Genomic DNA, 16,113 nt, shown 5'->3' on the forward strand with positions numbered 1-16,113 from the left:
GAATACCGGAATGAGGCCGCTTAGAGACAACATAAAATTATATTATTTCGTATGACAACTTGACAGGGACTAGTACAGAAGGATGTCTGGCTGCGGCTAGGCATCTTTTTTTGTTTAGGTAAAGCCCGGCCAACCACTCTTTACGGTGGGTCCGTTGGAAAAGTTCCGGGGAATCAATCCTGTGGTGCCAAGTTCTGTGTTAGAATGGTGAAAGATATTTTTTTGGAGAGGATGGCACTACCTAATGCAAGTTAATCATGTGGAATTAGTCATGAGTGCGGTTGACCCCGTACAGTATCCCACCACGGGCTACCCAGAAATCGCGCTGGTGGGACGTTCAAACGTGGGGAAATCCTCACTGACGAACGTGTTGATCAACCGAAATTCTTATGCCCGGACGTCCAGTCAACCTGGGAAGACGCAGACCCTGAACTTTTACAACGTGGAGGATCAACTCTACTTCGTGGACGTTCCCGGTTACGGTTACGCCAAGGTTTCGAAGTCTGAACGGGAAAAATGGGGACAAATGATTGAAACTTACCTGACGCAACGAGATCAGTTGCGGGGAGTTGTTTCATTAATCGATGCCCGGCACGCGCCAACGGAGGCTGATGTGACCATGTACCAGTGGTTAGCTTACTACGAAATTCCAACGCTGATTGTTGCCACTAAGGCTGACAAGATTGCGCGGGGGAAGTGGAACCAAACGGTCAGCCAGATCAAAAAGACATTGAATTTGCCTAACACCGACAACATTGTGATGTTCTCAGCACCTAAGAAGTCGGGTAAGGATGACGTCTGGAACTGGATCGAGCAACAAGCCTTTGGGGAGGAATAGTAGTGGAATTTAATGAATATCAAAAAGCCGCTAACCGGACGTTGTACGGCAACGAACAGGTTCTGACGAATTGCGCGTTGGGCTTAGCTGGTGAGACGGGACAGGTCGTTGACTTGGTTAAGAAATACACGTTTCACGGTCAAGACTTGGATCACGATGCTATTGTAAAAGAAATGGGTGACGTTCTCTGGTATTTAAGCCAGATTGCCCAGTGGGCGGACATCGATTTTGACGAGGTCGCACAGGATAACATCAAGCGGTTAAACGCACGGTACCCTGACGGCTATCAACCGAAACGCTAAAACACAAAAAGGACTCACAGCTGTTCGCCGTGAGTCCTTTCTTTACCTTTAATCCTGTTCGTGTTTTTGCTCGTGCTTAACTTTGTCATCCTTAATCAAGCCCTTGCCCCGCTTATCATTCTTGTGAAAATCGTTACTCTTCAAGAATTTATCGCGCTTTACGTCCGTGGGGTCCATCTGGGCAAATTTACCGAACATGGAGTCTAGGTCGTCTTGCCGTTTAACCTTTAAGGCCAATTCAGCCACCTCCTTGTCTTTTGCAGTTATTCTAGCAGAATTCTGCGGGTTTGTCATTTAATGTCAGTTTTGGGAGCGGAGGGTGGATTGCTTGCACCAAACAGGCATTCGGCTTATACTTTATTAGCTAATTATTCATAAAAACGGGAGGGATCATCCTTGGCATCAGAATACCTTGAACATAAGTTGGCACTTCTGCCGGGCCTTCCCGGCTGTTACCTCATGAAAAATATCAATAGTCAGATTATTTACGTGGGTAAGGCGAAAAACTTAAAGAACCGGGTCCGCTCCTATTTTAAGAGTAGTCATACCGGTAAGACGGCCCAATTGGTAAGTGAAATTGTTGATTTTGAGACGATCATCACGTCCACTGATAAGGAAGCTTTTTTGCTGGAAATTACCCTGATCCAAAAGCACCAACCCTATTTCAACATTAAATTAAAGCGGGGGACTGGTTACCCCTACATTAAAATTACCAATGAACGTGATCCACAGTTACTGCTGGTCAGTGACATTCGCAAGGACGGGGCCTACTATTTTGGTCCGTATCCGAATGTTTACGCGGCTGAGGAAACGATTCACTTCTTGCAGAAGGTCTATCCCTTGCGACGGTGTACCGGTTATCAAGGGCGTCCATGCTTGTACTACCATATGGGGCAGTGCTTGGGGGCTTGTTTCAAAGAGGTGCCCGAGGCCGAGTATGACAAACAGATTCGCAAGATTAAATCGTTCTTGAATGGTAACGTGGCCCATGCGGAAAAGGATTTGAATCAACGGATGAGCAAGGCAGCAGCCGACATGGAATATGAACGGGCGGCCGATTTACGTGATCAAATTCGTTATATTGAGGCCACTGTCGAAAAGCAAAAGATCATTTCCAACGATAGTACTCCCCGAGATATTTTTAACTTTTACATGGATAAAGGGTGGCTGTCGATTCAGGTCTTCTTCATTCGCCAGGCACGGCTGATGAAGCGGGAAAAGCGACTCTTTCCCATCGTCAACACGCCTGAGGAAGAATTAGCCAGCTTCATTGTGCAATTTTATCAGCGGAAGAATACCGTGTTACCTCGCGAAATCTTGTTACCGGCAAGTGTGGACCACGAGGTTATCGAGGAGCTGCTCCACGTGCCCGTTAGAACGCCTCAGCGGGGAACCAAGCGGGACTTGCTGGACATGGCAGGTAAGAACGCTAGACTGGTCTTAGAAGAGAAGTTTCGGCTTCTGGAGCTGGATGAAAGCAAAACAACCGGTGCGATGAAAGAAATTACCGACGCATTAGGTATTGCACCCGGTCATAAGATTGAAGCGTTTGACCACTCCCATATTCAAGGGGCGGACTTAGTTTCGGCAATGGTCGTGTTCGTTGATGGTCAACCCAATAAGAAGTTATATCGTAAATACAAATTGAAGACGGTGGATCACGCGGATGAAACGGCCAGCACACTGGAAGTTATTCGCCGACGTTACGGACGGTTACTAAAGGAAAATAAACCGATGCCCGATCTCATTCTCATGGATGGGGGCGACATTCAAATGAATGCCGTCAAGGAAGTTTTGGAGGATGAGTTTGACTTGCACATTCCAGTTGCCGGCATGGTCAAGAATGATCACCATAAGACCGCCGACCTGTTATTTGGTGGGGATGATCACCACATCCATTTGGACCCGAAGAGCCAGGGCTTCTACTTGGTTCAACGAATTCAAGATGAAGTTCACCGTTTTGCAATTACGTTCCACCGTCAGGTTCACAGTAAGAACTCACTGAGTTCTCGGCTGGACTTGATTCCTGGTGTGGGACCCAAGACACGGACGAAGCTGTTGAAGAAGTTTGGCTCAACCAAGAAGATTGGCGAGGCTAGTGTGGAAGATTTGCAAGGTCTGGGCATCAGTAAGACGGTCGCACAGATAATTCACGTCACGCTGGCGACGGAGACCGCGGAGATCAAGAATCCGCGGACACCAACCAAACTTTGACGTCACGGTCGTTTGCCGGTATACTAGCTAGCAGGAATCTTACAGAGAAAGCAGCGCAGGCTGGTTTAGAAAACGAGGAAAATAAATTATGTTTGTAGATCAAGTTAAAATTAATGTGAAGGCCGGAAACGGTGGGAATGGTATGGTGGCCTTCCGCCGGGAAAAATTCGTGCCCAATGGTGGTCCCGCTGGGGGCGATGGTGGTCGCGGTGGGAACATCGTGTTCATGGTCGACGAGGGTTTGCGGACCCTGATGGATTTCCGCTATTCCCGTAAATTCAAGGCAAAAAATGGTGGCAACGGTGCTATCAAGTCAATGACTGGTCGGGGTGCGGATGATACCTTGATCAAGGTGCCGCAAGGAACGACCATCATCAATGATGAAACGGGCCAGGTCATTGCCGACCTCGTGGCCAGTGATGATTCAGCTGTCATCGCCCGTGGTGGCCGTGGTGGCCGTGGTAACATCCACTTTGCATCACCTAAGAACCCCGCACCAGAAATTGCCGAAAACGGTGAACCTGGTGAAGAGTTCGAAGTTCGTTTGGAATTGAAGGTGTTAGCCGACGTCGGACTGGTTGGATTCCCATCTGTTGGGAAGTCGACCTTACTGTCAACGGTCACGAGTGCCAAGCCTAAGATTGCGGAGTACCACTTTACGACCTTAGTCCCTAACCTGGGGATGGTGCGGTTACCTGACGGCCAAGACTTTGTGATGGCTGATTTACCTGGTCTGATCGAAGGGGCCGCTACGGGTATCGGACTGGGCTTCCAATTCTTACGGCACGTTGAACGGACGCGGGTCATTCTGCATCTGATCGATATGAGTGGTTTGGAAGGACGTAATCCTTACGATGACTTTGAAAAAATTAATGAAGAGTTGAAGACGTATGATCCAGATATCTTGAAACGACCACAAATTGTGGTTGCTAACAAGATGGATATGCCGGATTCAGCGGACAACTTAGCGCAATTCAAGGAAGACTTGAAGCAAGATAAGTTGTTGGCTGACACGCCAGAGATTTTTGCCGTTTCTGCGTTGACTCACGATGGCTTAACGCCACTGTTGCAACGGACGGCTGTTCTGTTGGCTGAGACACCGAAGTTCCCAGTTAAGCAGCCGGAAGCCCCAACGACCGCAGAGTACACGTTCAAACCCGAGGAGAAGTTTACCATCGACCGGGATGAAGATGGTACTTGGGTTCTGGGTGGTGCTGAACTTGAAAAGCTATTCAAGATGACGGACATCAACCATGACGAAAGTCTGTTGCGGTTCACCCGTCAAATGCGTGGTTTGGGCGTGGACAATGGTCTGCGTGACCATGGTGCTCAGAACGGTGACTCTGTTCGAATCGATGATTTTACATTTGAATATATGGCCTAACGAAGAGACGCTACCGTTGTGCTTAACCGCGCAACGGAGCGCCTTTTTTTTGTGGCAAAATGATTACTCGGATTGGGTGTTGGGGTTTTGTCAAATATAGCGGGAAATTGTCGCCTTACCGTTCGCCAAATTTGGACTGGAACGCGGTGGAAAGGACGGGACAAGCCAAAAAGCGGTCTTGCCCCTCGCTTGAAGCCGAAAAACACGTCTTCAAGTCGCCATTTTCAAGAAGAGCACTTGAAAATTCCACGGCTGAGTCCAAATTTGACTCACTCTCGGCTACCTAGTGGCGCATCAATAATACTGAGTAAGTTTTGTCATTCAGGCATCTAAGTTGGCCTATTCTCCAAGCACCCGTTTAACCGGAGGCGGTCAGAGGTGAAGCCAGCTGTGGCTACGGTGTTAGCCGATTTTCGGCTTACAGCGTGGGACGTGTTTGGAGACTGGTGGTTTTCCTAGGCTTCAAACCGAGCCGAAGGACCGCTTTTCAGGCCGGAGGCGTTCCCCACAGCAGGCGGAATCTCTGACCGCCACAGGTGGCTGGTAAGACTAATTTTAAGTCGATAACGCTTTACTATTCTTGGTTTGATAACAGTTTTCGAACTTTCAACCTTTAGACTTAGGCACCAAAAAAGGACCGTGATTTCACATCACAGTCCTGGGAAGTAATCTCGGGGATGCCCAAGATTACGCGGTTATAGGGTTAATTTTAACCAGCCGGTAGGGCTGACGAGTTGCTTTTGGTCACCATTGTAGGCACCAGCGAAGGCGATTTTAACCGACTTGAACGTTGGTTTGGTCTTTTGGCCGGCTAATCCGGTCGCCCAAGTGTCTAAGCTTTGACCCGCTGGGATGGTTTTGCCAGCACTGGCATCGCTCAGCTGGTTGGCGGCGTTTAGCTGGAGGCCCTTGCGGAGGAGCAAACTCTTGATACCGTCGGTGATGAGGTCCTGCTTGCCACGGTTGGTGATGGTAAATTTGACCTGAATCGTGTAGTAGGGGCTCTGAATCTCTGGCAAATTGAGCGCTTGCGCGGCCATGCGTTTAGCGGCTGCAGTTTTCGCGGTGTTTTTAATCAATCGGACGGTAGTGACCTTGTAGGTTAACTTACCACTCTTGATGGTGGCCGCTCGGTGAGCAACTTCACTTAACTGAACCTTGGTACCGACCTTGTCGTAGGTGAATTGGCCAGCCTTCTTGAGGTTGCCGGATTTTACGTAACTAGGACTGGTGAGTTGATTTTTCTTGGGCTTGTACGTCTGGGCTTCTTTAGAAGACGAAGAGGTGGAGACGGCTGCATCTGGTTTCGGGGCGCTATAGTGACTGGATTTTGAAGAACTATCCTTAAAACTAGCCGTGCTCTTTGATGCATTTGACTGACAGCCTGCCAATCCGAGGGCGAGAACACTCAGCGCTGCAAATAGCGTGATTTTGAAATAACGCATGGTAAAACTCCTTTCATCCAAGTAGAATTTGATGTGGCACCAAGCGGTACCCGTAGAGGCGCTGTGGTGGGGTTTGTTCAATGAAGAGGCTGGCCTGTTGGTTGACCTGTTGGCTCCGGGTACGGAACTGATCAAGCGTTAGGGGGTGGCCGCTACCGGTCACTAAGCGAAGTTGATTGGCACTAGTTTGCAGATCGACAATGGGGACACGGTTACCAGCATGCTCCCAGTAGAGCCCGAGCCCCGGATGTAGGTCGATCGTTGAGAGATTAAAATCAATGAGACGCATAGGACCACCTCCACAATCGTTAGCTTAACCTTAGTATACCGAACTTTGCGAGGGAACCCTAATGAATTATTTGCTAAAATCAGGTCGGGTTCGCGCCGGAAAAGTTGCGGTTTAGGCAAAAATCCCCTAAAATAGTGGACGGACTTTAATTATAGAATAGGAACGAAAAAATATGGAAATTGAATTTTTAGGAACGGGCGCCGGTTCACCGGGAAAGTTTCGCAATGTGTCTAGCACAGCATTACGCTTGCTGGACGAACGAAACTCGGTGTGGTTGTTCGACGTGGGTGAAGCCACCCAGCACCAAATTTTGCGGACGACTTTAAAGCCGCGTAAAATTGATAAAATTTTTATTACCCACTTGCATGGTGACCACATTTTTGGACTGCCGGGCTTGTTGAGTAGTCGGTCGTTTCAGGGCGGAAATTCTGCGCTGACAATCTACGGACCTAAGGGTATTCGGGACTTCGTAGAGGTTAGTATGCGGGTCTCTGAGACCAAGTTGTCCTACAAGATTCATTACCAAGAAATCGCTGCGGATGGGTTAGTCTTTGAAGACGATAAGTTTCAAGTCTACGCGCAGCACCTGGATCATAAGATTGAATGTTTCGGGTACCGCGTGGTTGAGAAAGACCACCCGGGTGAACTGCAGGTTGATAAGTTGCGGGAAGCTAAGATTCCGTCAGGACCAGTGTACGGTAAGTTGAAGTTGGGCGAAACGGTAACCTTACCAGATGGGCGGACCATTAACGGTCAGGACTTCCTCGGGCCAGCCCAACCAGGCCGAATCGTGGCATTATTGGGAGATACGCGTCAGACCAAGAATGCAGAACGGTTGGCGAAGGATGCCGACGTGTTAGTTCATGAAAGTACGTTTGCCAAGGGTGAAAGTAAGTTAGCGCGGTCGTATTACCACTCCACCAACATCCAAGCGGCTGAACTGGCTAAGCGGATGCACGTGAAGATGCTCCTGTTGAACCATATTTCGGCGCGCTACACCGGGAAGATGGCGCAAGACCTACAACACCAGGCACGAGAAATTTTCCATAACACACGGGTCGTTAAGGACTTTGATGAAGTGGATGTGCCGTTTCAAAAATTGACCACAAAGGGTGATGAGCAATGAAAAATCAATGGCGAATTGTACTCACAATTTTATTGGTGATTGTAGTCGCGGTATTTGCAATTCTAAACTTGGATAGCGTGCCGGTTTCCTTTGGTTTTACGACGGTTCACTGGCCACTGATTCTGGTTTTATTGGTATCGATTCTAATCGGTGCGGTGCTGATGATCCTCTTTTCGAGCATCAACGCCTTTCAACACAATCGGGCTTATAAGGAACTGGCGAAGACCAGTGATGACCGTATTGCGGCATTGAACGCCGATAATGAACGTTTGACGAAGCGCCTGCAAAATTCAAAGAGTAAGCAGGTCGCTGGTCAACAAGAAAAACAGATTCAGGACCTGAAAGCCCAGATTACCGACTTACAGGAAAAATTAGCAACTAAATAGCTTACGAACGAAAGAGTGGTGCCGTTGACACCGCTCTTTACCGTTTTTTTAAGGAAAGGATGGTTTGCTGGTGATTGCCGCACAGTACAAATGGAACATTAAAGACGTCGATCAACCGTCGTCGGAGGCGCAAGCCCTAGCGGAAACGGAAAAGATTTCACCAATCGTAGCGCAGATTTTGTGGAATCGTGGCTACCAGACTCCGGTAGCGGCGCACGAATTTCTGAATCCTGGTCCAGAACAGCTACATGACCCGAGCCTATTACACGATATGGACAAGGGGACTGCCCGCATCGAAGAGGCGATTGGTACAGGCCAGCAGATCACTATTTACGGCGATTACGATGCCGATGGGGTCACGAGTACGTCGATCCTTTACGAAACGCTCAACGAGATGGGTGCTAACGTGAACTACTATATTCCTAACCGGTTCACGGACGGATATGGTCCGAACGTGGCGGCCTTCAAAAAGCTGATTGCAGCGGGGACCCAGTTATTTGTTACGGTCGATAATGGGGTGGCGGGTAACGAAGCGATTGACGTGGCTAATGCAGCTGGCGTGGATGTAGTCGTGACCGATCATCATGAGCTACCAGCAGAACTACCAGCAGCCTATGCCATCATTCACCCGCGTTATCCCGGAGCTGAATATCCATTTGGCGGTTTGTCCGGTGCGGGGGTGGCTTTCAAGGTGGCTCAGGCGTTGCGGGAGGAGATTCCGCAAGACATGCTTGATTTGGCGGCCATTGGGACCGTCGCGGATTTAGTACCGTTAATCGATGAAAACCGGGTCCTAGTGTACTTTGGCCTACAGTTGCTCCAACAGGATGAGCGCCCGGGCCTACAGGCACTGATGAAGGGTGCTGGCATTAAACCTGAGGAATTGACCGAACAGTCGATTGGTTTTGGGATTGCGCCCCGCTTAAACGCCTTAGGACGCCTCGACGATGCGACCCCAGCGGTTAAATTATTAACGACACTGGATGAAACGGTGGCGAATGATTTGGCTCAGGAGACTGAGCAAAAGAATCGTCACCGCCAAGAGTTAGTTCAACAAATCAGTGAGACCGCATTGGCGCAAGCCACGGATGCCAATCACGCGAAGCGACCAACATTGATCATTAGTGGTCACGACTGGCACGAAGGTGTGTTGGGAATCGTGGCTAGTAAGGTGGTCGAACAAACGGGCAAGCCCACTTTAGTCGTGAACATTCAGGATGGTCGGGCCAAGGGGTCGGGCCGGAGTGTGGAGGCATTCAATCTGTTTACAGCGTTAGATGGTCATAGAGACCTGATGACAGCATTTGGGGGCCATCACATGGCTGTGGGGTTAACGGTCCCTGAGGCACAGTTAACGGCCTTAGCCGATGCCTTAGATGTGGAAGCTGGTAAGCAAAAATTAACCGAGAGTGGCCCTAGTGAATTGCCAGTGGCGGCTTCGGTGAGTGTAGCGGCGATTACGCCGGCACTCTTCCAAGAGTTAGCTAAAATGGCACCGTTTGGGACGGATAATAGTCAGCCGCTGTTTGCCTTTGAGTCGGCCAGTCTGACTCAGTTGAAGGCGATTGGTAAAGATCACAGCCATCTGAAATTTCAGCTCCAAGAGGGAACTCATCAGCTCAATGCCATTCAATTTGGTGCTGGGGCCCACGTTCCTGAACTAACGGCGGCGCCGGATCAGGCAGCTGTGCTGGGGGCGATTGAAGATAACGTCTGGCAGGGCCGGCATTCATTGCAGCTCATGGTCAAAGACCTGAAGCTTTCTGCGGAGACCGTCGTGGATGCTAGAACCAACCGGGTCCACCAAGCGATGTTCAAGGATGCGGGGACCTATATTTTCTTCCACCGGAATATTTTCCAGCAGTTGCGTGATCAGGTACCAACTGGTAGTCAGGCAATCCTGTATGATGGGACGGTCCAAACGCCGCTCCCCGCTGATACAGCGGTGTTTGTGATTGATTGCCCCGATGCAACGAGTGATCTGGAGACCGCTTTACAGCAATTGCAACCGGCAAAAGTTACCGCTTATTTGTACAAGAAGGAAAGTCTTTCGCAATTAGGGATGCCAACTCGCGCGCAATATGCTAAACTATTTAAGTTCATTGCTACGCATCAACAAGTCGATGTTGGGCATCAGCTAGCGGAATTGACGAAGTTTCTACAGATTCCGCGAACTCAGTTAGTCTTCATGATTCAGGTCTTCTTCGAATGTGGCTTCATCACAATCGAGCATGGCATGATGAATGGTGTGGCGCATCCAGAGCATAAAGAATTGACGACGGCGCCAAGCTACCAACTAAGACAACAGCAGGTACAGACGGAAACGGACCTTTTACTTTGTCCGTCCGCTGTACTCAAGCAGCGTCTTCATGCCCCATTGAACTAAAATTAAAGGAGCTACTTAAACTTATGGCAACTGATTTTACGAAATATATTGCAAGCGTTCCGGATTACCCAGAAAAGGGCATCATGTTCCGGGATATCTCGCCATTAATGGCTGATGGAGAGGCCTTTCACGCCGCAACCAACGAAATTGTGGCTTACGCTAAAGACAAGGGTGTTGAAATGGTCGTGGGTCCAGAAGCCCGCGGATTTATCGTGGGTTGCCCAGTGGCCTACGAAATGAACATCGGATTCGCTCCAGCTCGTAAGCAAGGCAAGTTGCCTCGCGAAACGGTCAAGGCAACCTATGATCTGGAATACGGTCAATCAGCCCTGTACATGCACAAGGACGCCATCAAGCCTGGTCAACGGGTGTTGGTGACTGATGACTTGTTAGCTACTGGTGGGACTATTGGTGCCACGATTCAATTGGTCGAGGACCTGGGTGGTATTGTGGTTGGTACGGCATTCTTAATTGAATTAAAGGACCTTCACGGTCGTGACAAGCTGAAGGGTTACGATATCTTCAGTTTAATGGATTATTAAAAATATGAAATGGTGGATCGCTTCTATGTTTAGAGGCGGTCCACCATTTTTTTGACAATATTCAAAGGGTTGAAAGTTCGAAAAACGTTATTAATCCAAGAATAGTAAGGCGGTACAGGCTTAAAATTAGTCTCACCCAGCACCTGTGGCTGTCAAAGATTCCGCCTGCTGTGGGGAACGCCTACAGCCTGAAAAGCGGTCCTTCGGTTCGGTTTGAAGCCTGGAAAAACCACCAGTCTTCAAACGCGGCCCAGGTGTAAGCTGAAAATCGGCTAACTTTTCGGGGAGTGAAAAGTTATTCAGCGATCATGCCATGATGTTGAATTAGGTTTCCCGTGAGACTCAGGAGGGCTGCAAATAGTGCTAAGAGGCCGATAACGGGCGACCAGTTTCCTAATAGGCTCTGGAGATAGCCGAAGAGCAGCGGCCCGACTGCGGCTAGTAGATAGCCTGCAGACTGGGCCATCCCGGAGACGGCCGCCGTTTGGATGGGATTAGTCGTTTTCTCCGTGAAGAAAAGCACGGCTAAATTGAAAGCGACCCCGGCACCAACGCCAATAGTCAGGGAACAAAGCGCTAGCCAGCTGAGGGCGTGGAGTGGCAGAAGAAAGCCCAGCGGTGCGATAACGTATCCCAGAGTCATGAGAGCAATCAACCAGCGGACACCGTGGCGCTTATTGAAGAGAAAGGGAACCAAGAATGAGAGTGGCAGACCGCTGATTTGCAGAACGGTGAGGAGGTTGCTGGCCGTTAAAGCAGGGATGCCGTGCGCACTGAGCATACCGGGTAGCCAAGTGACAAAGGAGTAGTAAACCAGTGCTTGGAGTCCAAAGAATAGGGTAATCAGCCAGCCTAGTGGTTGATGCCAGACGCTTTGATAGTGGGGCTGAGGTTGATTATGCTTAGTCGTCGTTGTCGTTGTCGTTGTCGTGACGGGTCGACGGAGGTTGGGAATCCAGGCGAGTGCGGCCACGATACTTAAGACGGATAACCAACCTAACGTGGCCCGAAGGCTAATTTGGCCTATTAGAAAACCGGCTGCGGCGGTGCCTAAAGCACCAATTAGCAGCATTGCAAGGGTGTAGAGCCCGGTTCCCACATTGACGCGATCGGGCATGTTTTCTTTGATTAAGGCGGGAATCAGGACGTTGCCACTGTCGGCACCGATACCGATTAAAAAGGTCCCAAAGAAAACGGCTGCCACGGTGGGAATCAACCGAAGGTAGCTACCGATGATCAGCAGAAGAAACAGGCTGAAGACGGTCAAGGAATTCCCCCATCGTTGTGCTAATTTCACAATAATGGGCGAGAAGACGGCGAAGGTGACCAACGGAATCGAAGTCAGTAGGCCACCCATGGCACTGGGCAGCGCCAACGCGTGCTCAATCTTGGGTAGGAGCGGTGGAATGATGGTGATGGGGAGTCGTAAATTGGCTGCTATCAGCATCATGCTGACTAGGAACCAGGGTTGTTTGGAACGCGACAAAAGAATCCCTCCTAAAATAAATCATGAACCAATTATAAGCTGAATCGCGCTGGAAAGGAAAGACTGAAAAGATTGGGGAGGTAATAGTTGAATGAAAGAACGGTATTAAAAAAAGAGCCAGTCAATGGCTCCCCAGCAAGACTATGATTTGGCAGGTTCACTATCGTTGACAACGAAGACGTTCGGCCGAGCGTGTTGGACGACATAGTTGGTGGTTGAACCAACGACCATCCGAGAAAAGGCGTTGGTTCCGGACTTACCAATGACGATAAGGTCGATGGCGTCGGCGGGACTATTGGCGATTTCGACAATATGTTGCTTCGGTGAACCGTCACTTTGGAGAATTGTCGTTGGGATATCACTGTTGGCGGCCATGGCTTGGGCGTCCGTGAGAATCTGGTGACTGGCTTCACGCATTGCAGAAACGACTTCGTTGTAGCTAGCGCCTAGACCACCGGAGCTGACCTGGGTGATGTCATCGATGTGGAGCAGAACCAGTGAAGCATGCCAATCTTGGGCTAACCGAATGGCTGTCTTCAGGGCCTCAATCGAGTTACTGGATCCATCAAGTGGGACTAATAATCGTGAGTACATGCTGAAAACCTCCTTTAGGAAAAATATGTGAACAACGCTACTGTTGATGAAAGTAGCGTAATTGACGTTCATCTAAGCAGAAAAATATGCTGGGGTCAAATTGACAGCCCTTTCAAGGCCAGTATAACAAACAAAAGATACCGACCCAAGTTGTGTTGGGATGGTGTCTTTACGGTGATGTCAATAAAATTAAGCGTGGGAGACAGGATCGTTTGAAGGGGGTGCGTCGGTTTTGGAAGTGGGACGTCTCAGGTTCAGCTGGTTGTGCTGCTTGAGCGGGTTCCTGAGCTGGATATGGCTGTAAGGATGAGGGAGTATGAGCCAATCAGTTAATGGGGTGAATTGGCTGAACGGTTGCTGAGTAAGAGGTTGATAGGTGTAGAAGATTTGAATAAATGTAAACTGTAAGTAACGAGCGAAGGTCAGCTAATTGGCAATTTCAGTCTACAAGTATAGTATTCATAAGAAATAAACATTACTGTAATGGTTTTGACTCACATGGGGCATACAATAGACCTAGTTCAGCGAGAGGAGACGAAAGTGATGAGTGATTTGTTTGTGAGTTATCAATCGGCAGATCCGTTGGCACATTCTGTACAGGTGCGGTTTCACCAGTGGGCTAGTCATAGTTGGGATTTTCCGACAGTGAGTTTTCATGAACAGGAACCACCCGTGAAGTTTACGGGACGGGGAGCAGGTCGAATCAAGCGGGAATTATTGCGGGAAATTAAGCGGTCCCAACAATTGTTGGTCATGATTAGTCGGACCACTTGGCAGTCGGAATGGACGGATTGGGAAATTTCTATGGCGTTGGCTCACGATAAGCAATTGTTGGCGGCTAAACTAGATAGTACGAGTATTGTGCCACTGGGATTGTTGAGTACGAAGCCGGTGTGGATTGATCCATTTGACCCAGTTATGCTAACGCAACGGAGATTTTAGCAAACGGGGCTTGCATTTATATTCATAATTGGTAGAATAAATAAGTAATCACTTGGAGAGTTGGCAGAGTGGTAATGCAACGGACTCGAAATCCGTCGAACCGGCTAATACCGGCGCGCAGGTTCAAATCCTGTACTCTCCTTATTAGAACTCGTTAGAAAAATATTAAAAAACAAGAATCCCGTTAAATCAACGTTTAGCGAGGTTCTTGTTTTTTTAAAAACGTTAAAAAGTAGGAGAAAATTGAAAGAGTTTGCGCATAATTTTCGCATAGATTTAATCTTACGAAGATAATATTGGACCAACTGTCAATTTATAATGCGGGATTCTTATGACATCGTTGTTGCTATTCCACTTTGCATAATATTTTTTTATAGATACTCTTTACCGTTATATAGGCCCGAACTTACTATTTGTACTGCTGACTGATGTGTATAGTTTCTGACGGCCTTCATCTGCTTATAACTAAGACGGCGTATATTTATCGTAATAGTATTCGTTGAATTTTGAAGTTTTTGTACTTCACAGAAGGGTGCTTGGCGATTGCCCTTGTCTTGTACCAGTAGTCAACGTGGGCTCCTGTGTCAGGAAGATCGTGCCAAACTTGCTTAATGGCAGCATGTCCTTTGTGAGTAACCTTCTTAAAAGTGCCTACATCATCGATTCCGTACTTTCCAATGTTGTAATAACCCTTGGGAGTCCGATGAACAAACAAGTCAGCATGACCAAAAGCATATTTTGGGAACTTAACTCCAGAAAATGAGCTAGACCCATTTGAGCCAGAAGTTTTAAAGTGATACTTTGTTGCACGAATCTTGTTATAAGATCCATCGTAGTGATACCAAGTTCCTCTAAGCGATGCAGGAACCTTAACGGCCCGCGAGTGTGCACTTACGTCTGTTCCGGTAGTTGTTAAAATAATCCCTGTGGTAAATAATGCGATACTAACGAAAACCAATCTATGTTTTTTCATATTTCCCTCCTGGAGTATGTACAGCTTTTAATGTCGTCAGTTTTGGACGAAATTTCAAAAATAGCAAGGCATCATTAAGGATGTCAGTAATATCTGTTTGTGAATTCTCCAATGGATGAGCAAGGTAGCTTTCGGACTAAAGGTCACCTTAAGTTACCTTGCTTAAGAATAGTCAGTGTCGTAAGTAGTTGTACCATCAATTTAATAATTTGACCGGTCATAGTGATCATCGTCTGGATCTGGGGTGACGGCTAATACTTGCTGAATTGTCTTGGCAGATGAACGTTTTGAAGTGAGGGTCACCGTTTCACCAATAGCCAATAGGCCCTGGGGGTTTATTTTTAACGTAAATGTTCCGTCTTTATAAGCGTGAGTGTCTTCGCCACTGCTAAGTGAAAGTGTTGCTCCAGGCAAAGTTTTCCCGGTTATTTCGTAATAATCAAAAGGTAATCCTAGTTGATAAATTGGATCCAGTTTGATGAAATTAGTATCTTTGAGGGGGTACTTGAGCAAGTTTCCCTTATAAAATAAGCCATCGTACCCAGGAGTAGAGGTGTTAACCTTTATACTCAGCGTTTTAACACTCTTTCGATTACCGACGATACGACTGCTATAGAAGATTTTGACCGGCTTATGCGTGTTTAGATAAAAGGTGTAGTGCTTGGAGGAGGTCTTTTTAGCGTAACGTAATTTATATGAATGGCTGCCTAAATTAATTTTTTTAGAATAGACATGAATCTTGCTATCGGGAAGTTTCCCGGTGGTGACCCATTTGGGATTCCAAGTTCCTCTGGTAACTGAAGGGGTGGTTTTATAGGTTGTTGATGCAATGGCTGTCATACTTGTGAAAGTGCTAAGTGAGGAAACAGTGAATAGCGTAAGCAGTAATGAGGTTTACCTGTTCATAGTAGTGTTTCTCCGAAATCTCTAAAATTTTTTTGAGTGTGATCAAGTAGCGTAAGGACTCATTCAACTTATCGTGCCAAGGGGACTGCATACATAATGTTCGCTGGATTGATTACAATCGGTTTGTCATTCCAAGTTGTAGCAACCAGTACGTCGGTTCGTTCGTTAGAAACCGATTTAATCGTCAAATGTTTTTCGGTACTCAGTAGATGTAGGGCAATTTGGTCATAGTTGGCAGCAAGTTTAATAATTTCAACGACTAGTGGATTTTCAGTCATAAGATTCCTCCAAATAATTGTG

At 47.8% G+C, this 16,113-nt stretch carries 17 protein-coding genes and 1 tRNA gene; 10 read left to right on the plus strand and 8 right to left on the minus strand.

The genetic code is table 11. The annotated features are described in order from the left end of the window. The first annotated feature begins 244 nt into the window (after positions 1-244). Both yihA and EKM75_RS09700 read left to right on the plus strand, forming a co-directional pair. Positions 245-838, plus strand: a complete 594-nt coding sequence (gene yihA, locus EKM75_RS09695) for a ribosome biogenesis GTP-binding protein YihA/YsxC (protein WP_125694145.1) — start codon at positions 245-247, stop codon at positions 836-838. A 2-nt stretch (positions 839-840) separates the two neighbouring features. Next, positions 841-1,140, plus strand: coding sequence for a nucleoside triphosphate pyrophosphohydrolase family protein (locus EKM75_RS09700; RefSeq protein WP_125684913.1), 300 nt, complete (start codon positions 841-843; stop codon positions 1,138-1,140). A gap of 48 nt (positions 1,141-1,188) precedes the next feature. On the opposite strand, the gene EKM75_RS09705 is transcribed toward EKM75_RS09700, so the two are convergent. Then, entirely contained in the window at positions 1,189-1,377 is a 189-nt protein-coding gene (locus EKM75_RS09705) for an SPJ_0845 family protein (RefSeq protein WP_125684911.1), read from the minus strand. 159 nt (positions 1,378-1,536) lie between these two features. Between EKM75_RS09705 and uvrC the strand changes: the two genes are divergently transcribed. Then, positions 1,537-3,354 (plus strand): excinuclease ABC subunit UvrC, encoded by a 1,818-nt coding sequence (gene uvrC, locus EKM75_RS09710; RefSeq protein ID WP_125694147.1) that lies wholly within the window; start codon positions 1,537-1,539, stop codon positions 3,352-3,354. Between the two features lie 88 nt (positions 3,355-3,442). Continuing rightward, positions 3,443-4,738 (plus strand): GTPase ObgE, encoded by a 1,296-nt coding sequence (gene obgE, locus EKM75_RS09715; RefSeq protein WP_125694148.1) that lies wholly within the window; start codon positions 3,443-3,445, stop codon positions 4,736-4,738. A gap of 695 nt (positions 4,739-5,433) precedes the next feature. On the opposite strand, the gene EKM75_RS09720 is transcribed toward obgE, so the two are convergent. Together EKM75_RS09720 and EKM75_RS09725 are read right to left on the minus strand one after the other, a co-directional pair. Then, entirely contained in the window at positions 5,434-6,183 is a 750-nt protein-coding gene (locus EKM75_RS09720; protein ID WP_125694150.1) for a hypothetical protein, read from the minus strand. A gap of 13 nt (positions 6,184-6,196) precedes the next feature. Next, the gene (locus tag EKM75_RS09725) at positions 6,197-6,472 is read right to left on the minus strand and encodes a hypothetical protein (protein ID WP_125694152.1); all 276 of its coding nucleotides are present in this window, start codon (positions 6,470-6,472) and stop codon (positions 6,197-6,199) included. 172 nt (positions 6,473-6,644) lie between these two features. On the opposite strand from EKM75_RS09725, the gene rnz reads away from it, so the two are divergent. From rnz to EKM75_RS09745, 4 genes are all read left to right on the plus strand, one after another. Then, a complete protein-coding gene (gene rnz, locus EKM75_RS09730) occupies positions 6,645-7,598 on the plus strand; it encodes a ribonuclease Z (RefSeq protein WP_125694154.1) in 954 nt (317 codons plus the stop codon). Next, positions 7,595-7,984, plus strand: coding sequence for a LapA family protein (locus EKM75_RS09735; RefSeq protein WP_125694156.1), 390 nt, complete (start codon positions 7,595-7,597; stop codon positions 7,982-7,984). Before rnz ends, EKM75_RS09735 begins: the two co-directional genes overlap by 4 nt. Before the next feature lie 70 nt (positions 7,985-8,054). Beyond that, entirely contained in the window at positions 8,055-10,370 is a 2,316-nt protein-coding gene (gene recJ / locus EKM75_RS09740) for a single-stranded-DNA-specific exonuclease RecJ (RefSeq protein ID WP_125694158.1), read from the plus strand. 23 nt (positions 10,371-10,393) lie between these two features. Continuing rightward, positions 10,394-10,912 carry an adenine phosphoribosyltransferase gene (locus tag EKM75_RS09745; protein WP_125694160.1) on the plus strand — a complete coding sequence of 173 codons (519 nt, stop codon included), beginning with the start codon at positions 10,394-10,396 and terminating at the stop codon, positions 10,910-10,912. 295 nt (positions 10,913-11,207) lie between these two features. Here EKM75_RS09745 and EKM75_RS09750 read toward each other — a convergent pair whose 3' ends face one another. Then, positions 11,208-12,398 (minus strand): CynX/NimT family MFS transporter, encoded by a 1,191-nt coding sequence (locus EKM75_RS09750; RefSeq protein WP_225426701.1) that lies wholly within the window; start codon positions 12,396-12,398, stop codon positions 11,208-11,210. A gap of 141 nt (positions 12,399-12,539) precedes the next feature. Next, entirely contained in the window at positions 12,540-12,992 is a 453-nt protein-coding gene (locus tag EKM75_RS09755) for a universal stress protein (RefSeq protein WP_125694162.1), read from the minus strand. Between the two features lie 543 nt (positions 12,993-13,535). Between EKM75_RS09755 and EKM75_RS09760 the strand changes: the two genes are divergently transcribed. Beyond that, a complete protein-coding gene (locus EKM75_RS09760) occupies positions 13,536-13,934 on the plus strand; it encodes a TIR domain-containing protein (protein WP_125694164.1) in 399 nt (132 codons plus the stop codon). A 54-nt stretch (positions 13,935-13,988) separates the two neighbouring features. Next, positions 13,989-14,076, plus strand: a tRNA-Ser gene (locus EKM75_RS09765). Positions 14,077-14,415: 339 nt separating this feature from the next. On the opposite strand, the gene EKM75_RS09770 is transcribed toward EKM75_RS09765, so the two are convergent. From EKM75_RS09770 to EKM75_RS09780, 3 genes are all read right to left on the minus strand, one after another. Continuing rightward, the gene (locus EKM75_RS09770) at positions 14,416-14,907 is read right to left on the minus strand and encodes a hypothetical protein (protein ID WP_125694166.1); all 492 of its coding nucleotides are present in this window, start codon (positions 14,905-14,907) and stop codon (positions 14,416-14,418) included. 201 nt (positions 14,908-15,108) lie between these two features. Continuing rightward, positions 15,109-15,747 carry a hypothetical protein gene (locus EKM75_RS09775; protein ID WP_125694168.1) on the minus strand — a complete coding sequence of 213 codons (639 nt, stop codon included), beginning with the start codon at positions 15,745-15,747 and terminating at the stop codon, positions 15,109-15,111. Between the two features lie 134 nt (positions 15,748-15,881). Then, positions 15,882-16,091 carry a hypothetical protein gene (locus tag EKM75_RS09780; RefSeq protein ID WP_125694170.1) on the minus strand — a complete coding sequence of 70 codons (210 nt, stop codon included), beginning with the start codon at positions 16,089-16,091 and terminating at the stop codon, positions 15,882-15,884. Positions 16,092-16,113 lie beyond the last annotated feature (22 nt).

Source organism: Levilactobacillus tongjiangensis (genome assembly GCF_003946345.1).
GTDB classification, from domain to species: domain Bacteria; phylum Bacillota; class Bacilli; order Lactobacillales; family Lactobacillaceae; genus Levilactobacillus; species Levilactobacillus tongjiangensis.

Excerpts from the sequence above, each read along its gene's own strand:
- rnz (WP_125694154.1), top strand. The coding sequence starts at position 6,645 with ATGGAAATTGAATTTTTAGGAACGGGCGCCGGTTCACCGGGAAAGTTT.
- EKM75_RS09780 (WP_125694170.1), bottom strand. The coding sequence starts at position 16,091 with ATGACTGAAAATCCACTAGTCGTTGAAATTATTAAACTTGCTGCCAAC.
- EKM75_RS09775 (WP_125694168.1), bottom strand. The coding sequence starts at position 15,747 with ATGACAGCCATTGCATCAACAACCTATAAAACCACCCCTTCAGTTACC.
- EKM75_RS09725 (WP_125694152.1), bottom strand. The coding sequence starts at position 6,472 with ATGCGTCTCATTGATTTTAATCTCTCAACGATCGACCTACATCCGGGG.
- EKM75_RS09760 (WP_125694164.1), top strand. The coding sequence starts at position 13,536 with ATGAGTGATTTGTTTGTGAGTTATCAATCGGCAGATCCGTTGGCACAT.
- EKM75_RS09745 (WP_125694160.1), top strand. The coding sequence starts at position 10,394 with ATGGCAACTGATTTTACGAAATATATTGCAAGCGTTCCGGATTACCCA.
- yihA (WP_125694145.1), top strand. The coding sequence starts at position 245 with ATGCAAGTTAATCATGTGGAATTAGTCATGAGTGCGGTTGACCCCGTA.
- EKM75_RS09770 (WP_125694166.1), bottom strand. The coding sequence starts at position 14,907 with ATGAAAAAACATAGATTGGTTTTCGTTAGTATCGCATTATTTACCACA.
- EKM75_RS09755 (WP_125694162.1), bottom strand. The coding sequence starts at position 12,992 with ATGTACTCACGATTATTAGTCCCACTTGATGGATCCAGTAACTCGATT.
- EKM75_RS09735 (WP_125694156.1), top strand. The coding sequence starts at position 7,595 with ATGAAAAATCAATGGCGAATTGTACTCACAATTTTATTGGTGATTGTA.
- EKM75_RS09720 (WP_125694150.1), bottom strand. The coding sequence starts at position 6,183 with ATGCGTTATTTCAAAATCACGCTATTTGCAGCGCTGAGTGTTCTCGCC.
- obgE (WP_125694148.1), top strand. The coding sequence starts at position 3,443 with ATGTTTGTAGATCAAGTTAAAATTAATGTGAAGGCCGGAAACGGTGGG.